General features: G+C 70.9%; 11 protein-coding genes. 9 read left to right on the top strand and 2 right to left on the bottom strand.

Annotated features, from left to right (window positions below):
• Positions 1–66: 66 nt before the first annotated feature.
• The 7 genes from O3W51_RS32370 (at position 67) to O3W51_RS32340 (ending at position 8053) form a co-directional block, all read left to right on the top strand.
• Entirely contained in the window at positions 67–1311 is a 1245-nt protein-coding gene (locus O3W51_RS32370; protein ID WP_138356718.1) for a polyamine ABC transporter substrate-binding protein, read from the top strand.
• Between the two features lie 38 nt (positions 1312–1349).
• Complete coding sequence (locus tag O3W51_RS32365) at positions 1350–2498, top strand: ABC transporter ATP-binding protein (RefSeq protein ID WP_138356717.1); 1149 nt, start codon at positions 1350–1352, stop codon at positions 2496–2498.
• Positions 2495–3436, top strand: a complete 942-nt coding sequence (locus O3W51_RS32360; RefSeq protein WP_138356716.1) for an ABC transporter permease — start codon at positions 2495–2497, stop codon at positions 3434–3436. The genes O3W51_RS32365 and O3W51_RS32360 overlap by 4 nt, the downstream gene beginning before the upstream one ends.
• Positions 3436–4224: an ABC transporter permease gene (locus tag O3W51_RS32355; protein ID WP_138356715.1), complete on the top strand. Its 789-nt coding sequence runs from the start codon at positions 3436–3438 to the stop codon at positions 4222–4224. The genes O3W51_RS32360 and O3W51_RS32355 overlap by 1 nt, the downstream gene beginning before the upstream one ends.
• Positions 4225–4285: 61 nt before the next feature.
• Entirely contained in the window at positions 4286–5680 is a 1395-nt protein-coding gene (locus O3W51_RS32350; RefSeq protein ID WP_138356714.1) for an NAD(P)/FAD-dependent oxidoreductase, read from the top strand.
• A 210-nt stretch (positions 5681–5890) separates the two neighbouring features.
• Positions 5891–6343 (top strand): hypothetical protein, encoded by a 453-nt coding sequence (locus O3W51_RS32345; RefSeq protein WP_138356713.1) that lies wholly within the window; start codon positions 5891–5893, stop codon positions 6341–6343.
• A gap of 204 nt (positions 6344–6547) precedes the next feature.
• On the top strand, positions 6548–8053 hold the full coding sequence (locus O3W51_RS32340) for a CoA-acylating methylmalonate-semialdehyde dehydrogenase (protein ID WP_138356712.1): 1506 nt from the start codon (positions 6548–6550) through the stop codon (positions 8051–8053).
• An 8-nt stretch (positions 8054–8061) separates the two neighbouring features.
• Here the strand turns inward: O3W51_RS32340 and O3W51_RS32335 are convergent, their stop codons facing one another.
• Positions 8062–8940, bottom strand: coding sequence for a phosphatase PAP2 family protein (locus tag O3W51_RS32335; RefSeq protein WP_138356711.1), 879 nt, complete (start codon positions 8938–8940; stop codon positions 8062–8064).
• Between the two features lie 146 nt (positions 8941–9086).
• Entirely contained in the window at positions 9087–10418 is a 1332-nt protein-coding gene (gene gabT / locus O3W51_RS32330; RefSeq protein WP_138356710.1) for a 4-aminobutyrate--2-oxoglutarate transaminase, read from the bottom strand.
• A gap of 335 nt (positions 10419–10753) precedes the next feature.
• Here gabT and O3W51_RS32325 point away from each other — a divergent pair, with 335 nt between their 5' ends.
• Both O3W51_RS32325 and O3W51_RS32320 read left to right on the top strand, forming a co-directional pair.
• On the top strand, positions 10754–12775 hold the full coding sequence (locus O3W51_RS32325; protein ID WP_232485857.1) for an ATP-binding protein: 2022 nt from the start codon (positions 10754–10756) through the stop codon (positions 12773–12775).
• Positions 12776–12993: 218 nt separating this feature from the next.
• A complete protein-coding gene (locus O3W51_RS32320) occupies positions 12994–14592 on the top strand; it encodes a PucR family transcriptional regulator (RefSeq protein ID WP_138356708.1) in 1599 nt (532 codons plus the stop codon).
• The last annotated feature ends 209 nt before the right edge of the window (positions 14593–14801 follow it).

Below are 14801 nucleotides of genomic sequence, written 5' to 3'. Positions count from 1 at the left end.
CGGACCCCGGACTCCGGCCGGACCCCAGGCGGTTCCCGGCCGGCCTCCCGTGAAAGGGCACAGCGCATGGAGCAGTACGAGACACTCTCGCCTCCCCAGCTCGCGGCGATACGGCGCACCATGACCAACGGGCGTGGTGCGCTCGCCCGCCGGTCGCTGCTGCGCGCCGCCGGACTCGGCGCCGTGGCGACGGCAGGGCTGACCGGCCTCACCGGTTGCGGCATCCCCGCCGCGGGCGGCCAGAAGGACGCCGCCGCCACGACCGAGGACCACTCCGGGTCGGAGAAGACGGTCAACTTCTCCAACTGGACGGAGTACATCGACGTCACGGACGACGGGAAGCACCGTCCGACACTCGACGCCTTCGGCAAGCGCACCGGTATCAACGTCAAGTACACCGAGGACATCAACGACAACGTCGAGTTCTTCGGCAAGGTCAAGCCGCAGCTCGCCGCCGGCCAGGACACCGGCCGCGACCTGATGGTGCTCACCGACTGGCTGGCCGGCCGCATGATCCGCCTCGGCTGGGTGCAGAAGCTCGACGCGTCCAACCTGCCGCACGCGTACGCCAACCTGGAGCAGCGGTTCCGCAGCCCCGACTGGGACCCGGGCCGCGCCTATTCGTACCCGTGGACCGGTATCGCCACCGTCATCGCCTACAACAAGAAGGCGACCAACGGCCGTAAGGTCACCTCGGTCTCGCAGCTGCTGGACGACCCCACGCTCAAGGGCCGGGTCGGGATGCTCACCGAGATGCGGGACACCGTCGGCATGACGCTGATGGACATGGGCAAGAACCCCGCCTCCTTCACCAACGACGACTTCGACGCGGCGATAGCCCGGGTGCAGAAGGCCGTCGACTCCAAGCAGATCCGCCGCTTCACCGGCAACGACTACACCGCGGACCTCTCCAAGGGCGACATGGCCGCGTGTCTCGCGTGGGCCGGCGACCTCGTCCAGCTGAAGATCGACAACCCGGACATCGAGTACGTCTTCCCCGACGCGGGCTACCTCTCGTCGACCGACAACCTCGTGATCCCCAACAAGGCGCGGCACAAGAAGAACGCCGAGCGGCTCATCGACTACTACTACGAGCCGCCGGTCGCCGCCCAGCTCGCGGCCTACATCAACTACGTCTGCCCGGTGGCGGGGGTACGCGACGAACTCGCGAAGATCGACCCGGCGCTGGCCGCGAACACGCTGATCCTCCCGGACGCCGCGATGGCCGCCAAGACGCACTCCTTCCGCCTGCTGTCCTCCGCCGAGGAGACCGCGTACGAGCAGAAGTTCTCCAAACTCATCGGCGCCTGACCGCACCTGACGACTGACGACTTACGGGAAGCGACCCCATGACACACGACTCCTCCGGCGGCGAGGTCATCCTCTCCGGGATCAGCAAGCGGTACGGCGCCTTCACCGCCGTCCACCCGCTCGACCTCACCATCCCGCAGGGCTCCTTCTTCGCCCTGCTCGGCGCCTCCGGCTGCGGCAAGACCACGACCCTGCGCATGATCGCGGGCCTCGAGGACCCCTCCTCCGGCACCGTGTCCCTGTCCGGCGAGGACGTCACGGCCCTCCCGCCGTACAAGCGCCCGGTGAACACCGTCTTCCAGAACTACGCGCTCTTCCCGCATCTGGACATCTATGAGAACGTCGCCTTCGGCCTGCGCCGGCGCGGCATCAAGTCGGTGAAGAAGCAGGTCGAGGACATGCTGGAGCTCGTCGAGCTGGGCTCGATGGCCCGCCGCAAGCCGAACCAGCTCTCCGGTGGCCAGCAGCAGCGCGTCGCGGTCGCCCGCGCTCTCATCAACCACCCCAAGGTGCTGCTGCTCGACGAGCCGCTCGGCGCCCTGGACCTCAAGCTGCGCCGCCAGATGCAGCTGGAGCTCAAGCGCATCCAGACCGAGGTCGGCATCACCTTCGTGCACGTCACCCACGACCAGGAGGAGGCCATGACCATGGCCGACACCGTCGCGGTGATGAACGGCGGACGGGTGGAGCAGCTCGGCGCCCCCGCCGACCTGTACGAGAACCCGGGATCGACGTTCGTCGCGAACTTCCTCGGCACCTCCAACCTCATCGAGGCCGAGGTCACCGGCACCTCGGGCGACGATCTGCTGCTCGTCGCGGGCGGCCAGAAGCTCGCGCTGCCCACCGCGCGCTGTTCGGCGAAGACGGCCGTGGGCGGCCGGGTGCTGGCCGGCGTGCGCCCCGAGAAGATATCCGTCGCGCACCGCGACGACGAGGACTCGATCGCCGACGGGCGCAACCGGATACCCGGCCGCATCGTCGACTCCAGCTTCATCGGCGTCTCCACCCAGTTCGTGATCGACAGCCCGGTCTGCCCGGAGCTGGAGGTCTTCGTGCAGAACGTCGACCGTGACTCGCGGCTGGTGCCCGGCGCCCCCGTCGTCCTGCACTGGAACCCCGCGCACACCTTCGGCCTCGACGCGGCCCAGGACATCGATGCCGGTGTGCAGGAGGTGGAAGCCGCATGAGCACCGTCACCGACCGGCCGCCCGCCCCGCCGGAGACCCCGGCGCCGGTCCCGGCCGCGATGCGCCGGGCCGCCGGGCGCAAGCGCCGGGTGCCGTACTGGCTGCTGCTGCCGGGCATCGCCTGGCTGCTGGTGTTCTTCGTGGCGCCGATGATCTACCAGGCGTCCACGTCCGTGCAGACCGGCTCGCTGGAAGCGGGCTTCAAGGTCACCTGGCACTTCGCGACCTACTGGGACGCGCTGACCGAGTACTACCCGCAGTTCCTGCGCTCGTTCGAGTACTCCGCCATCGCGACCGTGCTGTGCCTGGCGATCGGCTACCCGCTCGCGTACACCATCGCCTTCCGGGCCGGCCGCTGGCGCAACCTCATCCTCATCCTGGTCATCGCGCCGTTCTTCACCAGCTTCCTGATCCGCACCCTCGCCTGGGAGACGATCCTGGCCGACGGCGGATTCGTGGTGCAGACCCTCAACCAGCTGCACATCCTGGATCTGACGTCCTCGCTCGGCATCACGCAGGGCGACCGCGTACTGGCCACACCGCTCGCGGTGATCTGCGGTCTGACGTACAACTTCCTGCCCTTCATGATCCTGCCGCTCTACACCTCGCTGGAGCGCATCGACGGCAAGCTGCACGAGGCGGCCGGCGACCTGTACGCCAAGCCCTTCACAGTCTTCCGCAAGGTGACCTTCCCGCTGTCCATGCCGGGCGTGGTCGCGGGCACCCTGCTCACCTTCATCCCGGCGACCGGCGACTACATCAACGCCGAACTGCTGGGCACCACCAACCAGAAGATGATCGGCAACGTCATCCAGTCCCAGTTCCTGCGCGTGCTCGACTACCCGACGGCCGCCGCCCTGTCCTTCATCCTGATGGCGGTGATCCTCGCGATGGTCATGTTCTACATCCGCAAGGCCGGAACGGAGGAGCTGGTCTGATGCGCTGGATACGGAAGAACCTGGTGGTCTTCGCGGGTGTGCTCTGCCTCGCGTACCTGATCCTGCCGAACCTCGTCGTCATGGTGTTCTCGTTCAACAAGCCGAACGGGCGCTTCAACTACGAGTGGACACGCTTCTCCACCGACGCCTGGGAGCACCCCTGCGACGTCGCCGACATGTGCGGCTCGCTCGGCCTCAGCCTGCAGATCGCGCTGTACGCCACGATCGGCGCGACGGTGCTGGGCACGATGATCGCCTTCGCGCTCGCCCGCTACCGCTTCAAGGCGCGCGGCACGACCAACATGCTGATCTTCCTGCCGATGGCGATGCCCGAGGTCGTGATGGCCGCCTCGCTGGGGACGCTCTTCCTCAACATGCGCGTCCCGTTCGGCTTCTGGACCATCCTCATCGCGCACATCATGTTCTGCCTGAGCTTCGTCGTCACCGCGGTCAAGGCCCGCGTGATGAGCATGGACCCGCGCCTGGAGCAGGCCGCGCAGGACCTGTACGCCTCCCCGCTCCAGACCTTCCTGCGGGTTACCCTCCCGCTGGTGGCACCCGGTATCGCCTCCGGCGCCCTGCTGTCCTTCGCCCTGTCCTTCGACGACTTCATCATCACGAACTTCAACGCCGGCTCGACGGTGACGTTCCCGATGTTCGTCTGGGGCTCGGCGCAACGCGGCACCCCGGTGCAGATCAATGTGATCGGCACCGCGATGTTCGTGATCGCGGTCCTCGTCGTCGTCGCCGGGCAGCTGCTCGGCAGCCGGCGCAAGGCCCGCGCGTAACACCGCACGTCCGTACCCGATCGACCGGAACCGAACCGATCACCAAAAGGTGTGAGAACAGATGGACCCAGCCCGTTCGCTCGCAGACGCGCGGCCGACACCCTTCTGGCTGGAGGATCCCGGCAAGCCGCAGCCGCTCGGCGCGCTCACCGGTGACGAGCACTGCGACCTGCTGGTCGTCGGCGGCGGCTACTCCGGGCTGTGGACCGCCCTGCTCGCCAAGGAGCGCGACCCGTCGCGCGACGTGGCGCTGATCGAGGGCAACGAGATCGGCTGGGCCGCCTCCGGGCGGAACGGCGGCTTCTGCGCCGCCAGCCTCACCCACGGGCTGTCCAACGGACTCACCCGCTGGCCCGGCGAGTTCGCCCGGTTGGAGGAGCTGGGCGACCGCAACCTCGACGAGATCGAGGCGGCGGTCGCCCGCTACTCCCTGGACTGCGAGTTCGAGCGCACCGGTGAGATCGACGTGGCCACCGAGCCGCACCAGCTCGAGGAACTGCACGAGGCCGCCGGGCAGGCGATGGAGCACGGCATCGCGCTGGAACTGCTCGACCAGGACCAGGTGCGCGCCGAGGTCGACTCCCCGACGTTCCTCGGCGGGCTGTGGGACCGCACCGGCGTCGCCATGGTGCACCCGGCCAAGCTCGCCTGGGGCCTCAAGCGCGCCTGCCTCGGGCTGGGTGTCCGCATCCACGAGCACACCCGCGCCACCGCGCTCACCGCGAACGGCGCCGGCATGGCCGTCCGCACCCCGTACGGCCGGGTCTTCGCCCGGCAGGTCGCGCTCGGCACGAACGTGTTCCCGTCGCTGGTCAAGCGGGTACGGCCGTACATCGTCCCGGTGTACGACTACGCGCTGATGACCGAGCCGCTCAGCGAGGAGCAGCTCGCCTCCATCGGCTGGAAGAACCGCCAGGGACTGGGCGACAGCGCCAACCAGTTCCACTACTTCCGGCTCTCGGCCGACAACCGGATCCTGTGGGGCGGCTACGACGCCATCTACCCCTACGGCGGCCGGCTCTCCGCCGAGCGCGACCAGCGCCCGGAGACCAACCTCAAGCTCGCCCAGCACTTCTACCGCTGCTTCCCGCAGCTGGAGGACGTGCGCTTCACCCACACCTGGGGCGGCGCCATCGACACCTGTTCGCGCTTTTCGGCGTTCTTCGGAACCGCCCACGGCGGAAAGGTGTCTTATGCGGCGGGATACACCGGCCTGGGCGTCGGTGCCACCCGCTTCGGCGCGGACGTCATGCTCGACCTGCTGTCCGGCGAACGCACCGAACGCACCGAACTGAAGATGGTCCGCAGCAAGCCGATGCCGTTCCCGCCCGAGCCGTTCACCTCGGTCGGGATCGGCCTCACGAAGTGGTCGCTGGACCGCGCCGACCGCAACGAAGGCCGGCGCAACCTGTGGCTGAAGGCGATGGACAAGGCGGGACTGGGCTTCGACAGCTAGGGACCGTCGTCGGGTCATTCGACGACACGACCTGGGGGAGTGCGCCCGGGGGCACTCGTCGTGTGCGCCTCGCGCCCCCCAGGCGCACCCCTGCCCGGAGGCCGTGAGCCGCCGCACTACCAATCAGTAGCCGAACCCGCGTAATGATCCGCGCTTCCGGCCCTCTCTTCCGTGTCAGCAGTATCAGCTTCACGGAACGGAGGAACCGGCATGGGCAGCGCCGGTGCGAAGAGTGCGGTCGAATGGCTGGTATCCGCGGCACCCGATCCGGAGGCCTGCCGGTGGGACTGGGAACGCAACCCCCTCGGGGTGACGTTGCTGCCCGCCGGCAGGCTCTGGGACGTTCTGATCCTGGCGGGCGAGCTCGGCTATCCGACCCTGGACGTGCTCACCCGGCTCGTCGACCGGCCCGGGCCGGTCCTGTCCGACTTCGGGGACTCCCGCATGGGGTTCTTCGTACCTCCGGGAACGGCCGCCCGCTGGATCGCCACCGGTGTGCGCAGCGCGGGCCGCGGCACCTGGATCGTCGTCCCCTACCCCGGCCGGGCCACCGGCGGCGTCCGCTGGCTCATCCCGCCCGACGGCACCGGGCACCTCACCGATCCGGTGATTCTGGAACTGGCGATGCACGAGGCCGTCGCGCAGCTCGCGGGTGACGGCTGACCCGCCGGGATCCCCGGATTCCCCCCTGGGTTCCCCCTGGACTCCGCTCGGGTTCCCTCCGGAACCGGCCCGGAATCCTTCCGCGGACACCGGCTGTCCGACGATCTGTAAGGCCCCGCGACGCGCCGCCGACACGTTGCTGCTTGTACGCCTCGCCATGCCCTCGCAAGACTGGCAGCAGGCTTACGAGAGAAGGGTCCCCCCGTGTCCACCAAGAACATCACCCACTGGATCGCCGGCCAGGCATGGACCGGCACCGCGGAGCGGCGCGGCGATGTGTACGACCCGGCCACCGGGGCGGTCACCGGACAGGTGGACTTCGCGTCGATCCGTGAGGTCGACCAGGCCGTCAGCGCCGCTGTCGAGGCGTTCCCCGACTGGCGCAGCGCGTCGGTGGCCAAGCGCAGCCAGGTGCTCTTCGCCTTCCGCGAGCTGATCAACTCCCGCCGTGACGAGCTGGCCTCGATCATCGTCTCCGAGCACGGCAAGGTGCACTCGGACGCGCTGGGCGAGATCGCCCGCGGTATCGAGGTCGTCGAGTACGCGTGCGGCATCCCGCAGCTGTCGAAGGGCGGCTTCACCGAGCAGGCCTCCACGGGTGTCGACGTCTACTCGATCCGCCAGCCGCTCGGCCCGGTGGCGATCATCTCCCCGTTCAACTTCCCGGCCATGGTGCCGATGTGGTTCTTCCCCATCGCCATCGCCGCGGGCAACACGGTGGTCCTCAAGCCCTCGGAGAAGGACCCCTCGGCCGCCAACTTCATCGCGGGGCTGTGGAAGGAGGCCGGTCTGCCGGACGGCGTCTTCAACGTCGTGCACGGTGACAAGGTCTCCGTCGACCGCCTGCTGGAGCACCCGGACATCAAGGCGGTCTCCTTCGTCGGCTCCACGCCGATCGCCCGGTACGTGTACGAGACCGGCACCAGCTACGGCAAGCGCGTCCAGGCCCTCGGCGGCGCCAAGAACCACATGCTGGTGCTGCCCGACGCGGACCTCGACCTCGCGGCCGACGCCGCCGTCAACGCCGGGTTCGGCGCGGCAGGCGAGCGCTGCATGGCCATCTCCGTCCTCGTCGCCGTCGACCCGGTCGGTGACGAGCTCGTCGAGAAGATCAAGGAGCGCATCGCCGGTCTGAAGGTCGGCCCCGGCTGCAACGGCGACTCCGAGATGGGCCCGCTGGTCACCGGCGTGCACCGCGACAAGGTCACCTCCTACCTCGACGCGGGCCTCGCCGACGGCGCCACGCTCACCGTCGACGGCCGCAAGCACCCGATCTCGGGCGAAAACACCGCCGATGGCTTCTGGCTCGGCCCGACGATCTTCGACAACGTCAAGCCGGGCATGTCCGTGTACGACGACGAGATCTTCGGCCCGGTGCTGTCCGTGGTGCGGGTCGACTCGTACGACGAGGGTCTGGAGCTCATCAACAGCAGCCCGTACGGCAACGGCACCGCGATCTTCACCAACGACGGGGGCGCGGCCCGCCGCTTCCAGTACGAGGTCGAGGTCGGCATGGTCGGCATCAACGTCCCGATCCCGGTCCCGGTCGCCTACTACTCCTTCGGCGGCTGGAAGAGCTCGCTCTTCGGCGACACGCACGCCTACGGCGAGGACGGCGTCAAGTTCTTCACCCGCGGCAAGGCGGTGACGCAGCGCTGGCTGGACCCGAGCCACGGCGGCATCAACCTGGGCTTCCCGACGAACAGCTGAACCGCTCGCTAGCCGTCAGCGCCGGGCAGGTCCGTCCTCCGGGCCTGGCCGGCGCTGCTGTCGGATGAGCCGGCCGGGGTCATGGCCACTCCCGACAGCAGCGCCGCGCACAGGCACCAGCTGCCCAGGACGTCCAGCGGCCAGTGGTACCCGCACCACACCAGCGACACCCCGACGGCGGCCACCACCAGCAGGACCGCGGCGGCGAGCAGCCGTCGCAGGGCGGCGTTCCGGACGAGCGGGAGTACGAGAAGGGCGGCGGCGCCGAGGGCGACCGACGCCGACGCCGTGTGCCCGGACGGGAAGAAGCCGGGGTAGGAGCCGGGGCCGAGGCGGCGGTGGCCGGGGGAGGGGCGGGCGACGAGGGTCTTGGTGACGCTGACGATCAGCGGGACCGCGGCCATGGCCAGCGCCGCGGCCAGCGGGCGCGCCCACCACCGCGACAGCCCGGCCCGGCGGCCGCGCCAGGCGCTTGCGCCGATGGCGGCGGCGAGGAGCGGCACCGCGATCTGCGCGTTGCCGAGGTCGCAGAAGAACTGCCCGGTGCCGTGCAGGCTCCGGTGCCGCGCGGCGGCGTGCTGGAAACGCCGGAGCAGCCACCGGTCGGCGTCCACCAACGGGCCACCGGCGACGACCTGCCAGGTGATCAGCGCGAAGAGCAGCAGGCTGACGGCCAGGACCAGGTTCAGGGCAAAAATCGGCCGCCCCGGAACAGGGGGGAGAGTTCCGAGGCGGCCAGGTCGATCTCCGTGCCGCTCGGCCCGGGGGGTTTGGGACGAGCGGTCGATCGATCGGCGAAGAGTGCCGAAACGCTTCGTTCCGGCGCTGTCGTGCGCGAGGGCACTGCTGTGCCGGCAATGGGGGGTCGCCGGCGCGGTGTCGCCCATGGTCACCCACGAGCGGGATGGTGCGGTGTATCTGCGGAAACCGTACGTCACCGGCGAGGCTGCCGGGAGAGCGATTACCCCTCCGCCATCAGGCCCGCACACCTTCTTCACCGATGCCGCCCCCTTACCCAGAGTTACACCGGGAGTCACACCCGGGTGAGGGCCTCCTCGATGATGTCCAGGCCCTCGTTCAGGAGATCTTCGCCGATGACCAGCGGCGGCAGGAAACGCAGCACGTTGCCATAGGTGCCGCAGGTCAGAACGACCAGGCCCTCGGCGTGGCAGGCCTTCGCCAGGGCGGCGGTCACCGCGGCGTTCGGGGTCTTGGTGCCCGGCTCCACGAGCTCGACGGCGATCATGCCGCCGCGGCCGCGTACTTCACCGATCACGTCGAACTTCTCCTGCATCGCGTGCAGACGGCCCTTCATGACCTCCTCGATGCGCCGCGCGCGGGCGTTGAGGTCGAGCTCCTTCATGGTCTCGATCGCGCCGAGCGCCGCGGCGCAGGCCACCGGGTTGCCGCCGTAGGTGCCGCCGAGGCCGCCCGCGTGCGCGGCGTCCATGATCTCGGCGCGGCCCGTGACGGCGGCGAGCGGCAGACCGCCCGCGATGCCCTTGGCGGTGGTGATCAGGTCCGGGACGACGCCCTCGTCGTCACAGGCGAACCACTGGCCGGTGCGGCAGAAGCCGGTCTGGATCTCGTCCGCGACGAACACGATGCCGTTCGCCTTCGCGAACTCGGCGATCTTCGGCAGGAAGCCCTTGGCCGGCTCGATGAAGCCGCCCTCGCCCGCGATCGGCTCGATCACGATCGCGGCCACGTTCTCGGCGCCGACCTGCTTGGTGATCATGTCGATCGCCTGGGCCGCCGCCTCCTCGGCGCAGTTCTCGGCGCCGGTCAGCCAGCGGTAGCCGTAGGCCAGCGGTACGCGGTAGACCTCGGGTGCGAACGGCCCGAAGCCCTCCTTGTACGGCATGTTCTTGGCGGTGAGGGCCATCGTCAGGTTGGTGCGGCCGTGGTAGCCGTGGTCGAAGACGACGACCGCGGTGCGCTTGGTGTACGAGCGGGCGATCTTCACCGCGTTCTCGACGGCCTCGGCGCCGGAGTTGAACAGTGCGGTGCGCTTGTCGTGGTCGCCCGGGGTCAGCTCGTTGAGCTGCTCGGCGACCTCGACGTAACCCTCGTACGGGGTCACCATGAAACAGGTGTGGGTGAAGTCCGCGAGCTGCGCGGTCGCCCGCCGCACCACGGCCTCGGCGCTGTTGCCGACCGAGGTCACCGCGATGCCGGAGCCGAAGTCGATGAGCGAGTTGCCGTCCACGTCCTCGAGCACGCCGCCGCCGGCGCGCGTCACGAAGACGGGGAGGGTGACGCCGATGCCGTTGGGGACCGCGGCGACCTTGCGGGCCATCAGCTCCTGCGACTTCGGGCCGGGGATCGAGGTGACGAGCCGGCGCTCCTGGGACAGTTCGGTCATGGCGGGCGTACTCCTCTTATATGTCCACGGGCTTTTCCCGCAGGCTAAGCGGGGGCCGCGCGGACCCGCTTACTCCGATAGGGCGCAGTGGCGGGTGATCATTCGACACGGCGGACAGTCCGCTTCCCGGCAGACCGTAGTCCTGGCGGCCGATTTCGGCACCCGCGCCTCGCGAAGCGCCATGATCCTTATGGACCGGTGTCCGCTCCACTACATTGAGTTCCGTCGCTGGCGACGAGGCTGAGGGGCGGCCGGTAGTGGATATCGAGGGTACGCAGGGATTCCGGAAGGCCGCGCCCGCGACCCCGGTACCGAGGCCGGCGGGACCGCCGCCGATGCCACAGGCGCCACCGGTGTCCGCGCTGGAGACCTGGCTGCGCACCCCGCGCCACCACGACGCCCCGGGGATCTTCGCGTACGGCCACGTCCCGCGTCCCCCGGAGGACCCGGGCCGGCTCGCCGGCCGCCGGCTGATCGGCGGCGCGCTGCTGGCCCTGCTGTGCGGGCTGCTGGTCTGGTCGCTGCTCTGGAACTACTTCGGCAGCCTCTGGCTCAAGCCGATGTTCTGGCTCATCCCGGACGACTGGGCGTACACCGGCGACCGGGTCGCCTACACGATCGTCTCCAACACCTACTACCTGATCTGGATCGGTCTGCTGGCCTATGTGTTCGGCCGGGCCGGGCACTGGCCGGACGTCTGGCGCCGGTATGCCGCGCCCGCTCTGAGCCGGCTGTGGGACGAGCCGGCGCAGCCGGGGCTGCGGCCCGACGGGCAGCCCGTCGAGGACGATCCCGTCCAGTGGCCCGAGCTGCGGGCGGCCGGGCAGCACGCGGTGGCGGACCGGCTCGCGGGCGAGATCCGCAGCGGGCGGATGAACGACGTCGACTACACGCGGATCCAGCGGGCCTGGACGTCGGTACTGGCGGACCCGCGGCGGATCGACGCGTTCGCCGACACCGTGCTGCGGCAGGGCGCCGCGGCGTGTCTGCATCCTTCCGGCGCGCGCGATCTGCCGTTCCGCTCCGCGACGCACGATCTGCTCGGCGGCCAGGTGCGGATCGGCCTGGCGCCGGCCGACGACCGCAATCCGTACCAGCACCGGGGCGCGGGGCTGGCGCTCGACCCGTCGCTGCTCGGCACCGGCCTGGTCGCCGTCGGCCCGCCCGGCTCGGGGAAGACCCGGCAGCTGGTCCGGCCGGTCGTCGAGTCGCTGTGCCTGCAGGCGCTGTCCGGCACCGCCGCGGTGATCGCCGTGGGCTCCGCGGGCACCGACCTGGGACCGGCCGACGCGTTCGACGTCGTCATCTCGCTCGGCGACCCCTCCTCGCGCTACGACCTGGACCTGTACGGCGGCAGCCCCGACCCGGACGCGGCCGGGAGCACCCTCGCCGAGGCGCTCATCGACGACGGCCCCACGCACGAGGCCGACATCCGGCGGGCCGCCACCGCGCTCTCCCAGCTGCTCGGCCCCTACCGCGCCGCCCACGGGCGCTTCCCCGCCGTGACCGAGCTGCGCGAGCTGCTCGACGGCATCCCGCACGCGTTCGCCGCGCTGCGCGGCGCGCTGGACCTGGCCGGGGAGCCGGGTCCGGTCCGTGAGCTGGAGGCACGGCAGCGGCAGGCGGGGCGGCCCGACGACATCGGCACCCTGCTCGCCGACCGGATCGCGCTGCTCGACCGGCCGGCCTTCGCGGGCTTCTTCGACGTCACCGGCCGGACCCGGCCGTTTTCCATGCACACCCTGGAGCACCCGCTGCGGGTCCGTATCGACCTGCCCGAACGCGGTCACGCCGAGGCGTCCCGGATCCTCGCGCGGCTCGTGCTGGCCCAGTTCACCGCCGCGGTCACCGGCCGCCGCGACCGGTCGCTCTTCGCCTGCCTGGTCCTCGACGACGCCGCGCACACCATCACCGGAGAGTCGGTGCGCGGACTGCAGCGGCTGCGGTCCGCCAACGCTGGGGCCGTGCTGGCGCTGCGGACGCTCGACGACGTCCCCGAGGCGCTGCGCACCGCGCTGCTCGGCGCGGTCGGCTGCCGGATGGCGCTGTCCGGGATCACCACGTGGGACGGGAAGCGGTTCGCCGAGGCCTGGGGCACCACCTGGGTCGAGACCCGGGACGTGACGCGTACGCCCGACCAGTCCGGCGGTCTGCTGCGCCGCCTCAACCGCGGGGTGCGGCGGCTGTTCACCGGGGAGGCCGTCACCACCGAGTCGGTGACCGTCCGCAGCGTCGAGCGTGAGCGCTGGTCCGCCTCCGAGCTGGCCCATTCGGTGCCGGCCGGGCATGCCGTCGTCTCGCTCACCGCCACCGACGGCGAGCACGCCCCGCCGATACTGGTCGACCTCCGCGGCTGACGCCTGACGCCTGCTCCCGGCTGTCCGACACCTGATTCCTGACATCGCACGTCCGATATCGGACGCCTGATGCCGGGATCTGGACGGTGAGGCAGAATCGGAACCGGTCACCACTACCGGTCGGCCAAAACCCGAGTCCTTTGGGCCTTCCGGGCCCGGTGGGTCCCCGCGACCCCGCCGGCGCCGCCGGAAGCCCCCGCCGGAGGCGACAGCGCGTCATGCCCCTCACTCTCGCCTCTCTCGTCCACCATTCGGCACTCAAGCTCGTGGTCCTGGCCGGCGGCGACCATCTGGACGCCACCGTGCGCTGGGTGCACACCAGCGAGCTGGACGACCCGGGACCGTATCTCGAAGGCGGCGAACTGCTGCTCACCACCGGACTCAAACTCGCCGTCGACGACCCGGACAGCCTGCGCGGCTACGTGCGGCGGCTGGCGGACGCCGGGGTGGTCGGGCTCGGCTTCGGCGTCGGGGTGGGGCACGACGCGGTGCCGCCCGCGCTGGTCGACGCCGCAGCGGAACTGGATCTGCCGCTGCTCGAAGTGCCGCGCCGCACGCCGTTCATCGCGATCAGCAAGGCCGTGTCGGCGGCGGTCGCGGCCGACCAGTACCAGGCCGTCACCGCCGGCTTCGAGGCCCAGCGCGATCTGACCCGGGCGGCCCTCGCCCCGGACGGCACCTCCGCGCTGCTCGGCCGGCTCGCGCACCACCTCAACGGCTGGGCCGCGCTCTACGACGCGTCCGGCGCGGTGCTCGCCGCCGCCCCCGAGTGGGCGGGCCGCCGCGCCGCCCGGCTGACCGGCGAGATCGACCGGCTGCGGGACAAACCGGCGCCCGCCAGCGCGGCCGTGGCGGGCCCCGCGGGCACCGAGGACCGTGTCGAACTGCAGTCGCTGGGCACCGCGCGCCGGGCCCGCGGGTTTCTCGCCGTCGGCACCGAGGAGCGCCTCGACACCCCCGCCCGCTATGTCGTGCACGCCGCCGTCGCGCTGCTCACGCTCTCCCTGGAGCAGTCGCGGGCGCTCCAGGACACCGAGCAGCGGCTCGCGGCCGCCCTGCTGCGGATGCTGCTCACCGGGGAGAGCGAGCACGCCCGTACCGTCGCGGGCCGGCTCTACGGCGACCTGCTGGCGCAGCCGGTGCGGCTGCTCGTCGTGGAGCCCGCAGAACTCACCGCCAAGCCCGTGAAGACGGCCAGGCCCGCCGCCCGTACCGGCCGCCCGGCGGTGGCGCTGGACTCGGTGGCGCTGCTGGCCGAGCGCGCGGAGGCCGCCGGCGCCCGCTCGGGCGAGCCGGTCATCGCCGTACGGGAGGGCCCCCGGCTGGTGGTGCTCGCCGCCGACGGTTCGGCCGTGCTCAAGGCCTGCACCGACTTCGCCGAGGCCGACGACACCCTGGCCGCCGGGCTGTCCGGGGCCGTCCCGGTGGCGGAGCTGCCGGACGCCAACCGGCAGGCGGAACGGGCGCTGGCCGTCGCGCTGCGGCGCGGCCGCAACCTGGTCGAGCACGGCGAGGTCGGTGCAGGATCGGTTCTCCCGCTGCTCGGCGACGACGCGGTCCGGGCGTTCGCCGAGGGGCTGCTGCGCCCGCTGCGCGAGCACGACGCGACCAGCCGCGGCGACCTCGTCGCCTCCCTCCAGGCATGGCTCTCGCGGCACGGCCAGTGGGACGCGGCCGCGTCCGACCTGGGCGTTCACCGGCACACCCTGCGCTACCGCATGCGCCGCGTGGAGGAGATCCTCGGCCGCTCGCTGGACGATCCCGACGTCCGGATGGAGCTGTGGCTGGCGATGAAGACGCTGCCGCCCGGCGAGTGACACAACGGAGTACCCGCCACGAGCGGTACTCCGCAGTGGACAAACGCCCCCGCGCCCCGCCCGGCCTACCGTGGACGTACGTGATCGATCACCACCCATCGGGATCACCACCCCATCGGAAGGGCCGGGCCGCTGTGAGCACCCCCACCGCATTCTGGCTCGCCGGCCGCAAGGCGACCGGCGAGGACAGCATCGACGTCACCCACACG

The organism is Streptomyces sp. H39-C1 (assembly GCF_027158125.1).
GTDB lineage: Bacteria > Actinomycetota > Actinomycetes > Streptomycetales > Streptomycetaceae > Actinacidiphila > Actinacidiphila fildesensis.
This window is presented reverse-complemented; position numbering and strand designations above follow the sequence as displayed.

What these genes read in the sequence shown, in the direction of transcription:
- O3W51_RS32350 (WP_138356714.1), top strand. Translation starts at nt 4,286, where the DNA reads ATGGACCCAGCCCGTTCGCTCGCAGACGCGCGGCCGACACCCTTCTGG.
- O3W51_RS32335 (WP_138356711.1), bottom strand. Translation starts at nt 8,940, where the DNA reads ATGGGCGACACCGCGCCGGCGACCCCCCATTGCCGGCACAGCAGTGCC.
- O3W51_RS32370 (WP_138356718.1), top strand. Translation starts at nt 67, where the DNA reads ATGGAGCAGTACGAGACACTCTCGCCTCCCCAGCTCGCGGCGATACGG.
- O3W51_RS32355 (WP_138356715.1), top strand. Translation starts at nt 3,436, where the DNA reads ATGCGCTGGATACGGAAGAACCTGGTGGTCTTCGCGGGTGTGCTCTGC.
- O3W51_RS32360 (WP_138356716.1), top strand. Translation starts at nt 2,495, where the DNA reads ATGAGCACCGTCACCGACCGGCCGCCCGCCCCGCCGGAGACCCCGGCG.
- O3W51_RS32345 (WP_138356713.1), top strand. Translation starts at nt 5,891, where the DNA reads ATGGGCAGCGCCGGTGCGAAGAGTGCGGTCGAATGGCTGGTATCCGCG.
- O3W51_RS32365 (WP_138356717.1), top strand. Translation starts at nt 1,350, where the DNA reads ATGACACACGACTCCTCCGGCGGCGAGGTCATCCTCTCCGGGATCAGC.
- gabT (WP_138356710.1), bottom strand. Translation starts at nt 10,418, where the DNA reads ATGACCGAACTGTCCCAGGAGCGCCGGCTCGTCACCTCGATCCCCGGC.
- O3W51_RS32320 (WP_138356708.1), top strand. Translation starts at nt 12,994, where the DNA reads ATGCCCCTCACTCTCGCCTCTCTCGTCCACCATTCGGCACTCAAGCTC.
- O3W51_RS32325 (WP_232485857.1), top strand. Translation starts at nt 10,754, where the DNA reads ATGCCACAGGCGCCACCGGTGTCCGCGCTGGAGACCTGGCTGCGCACC.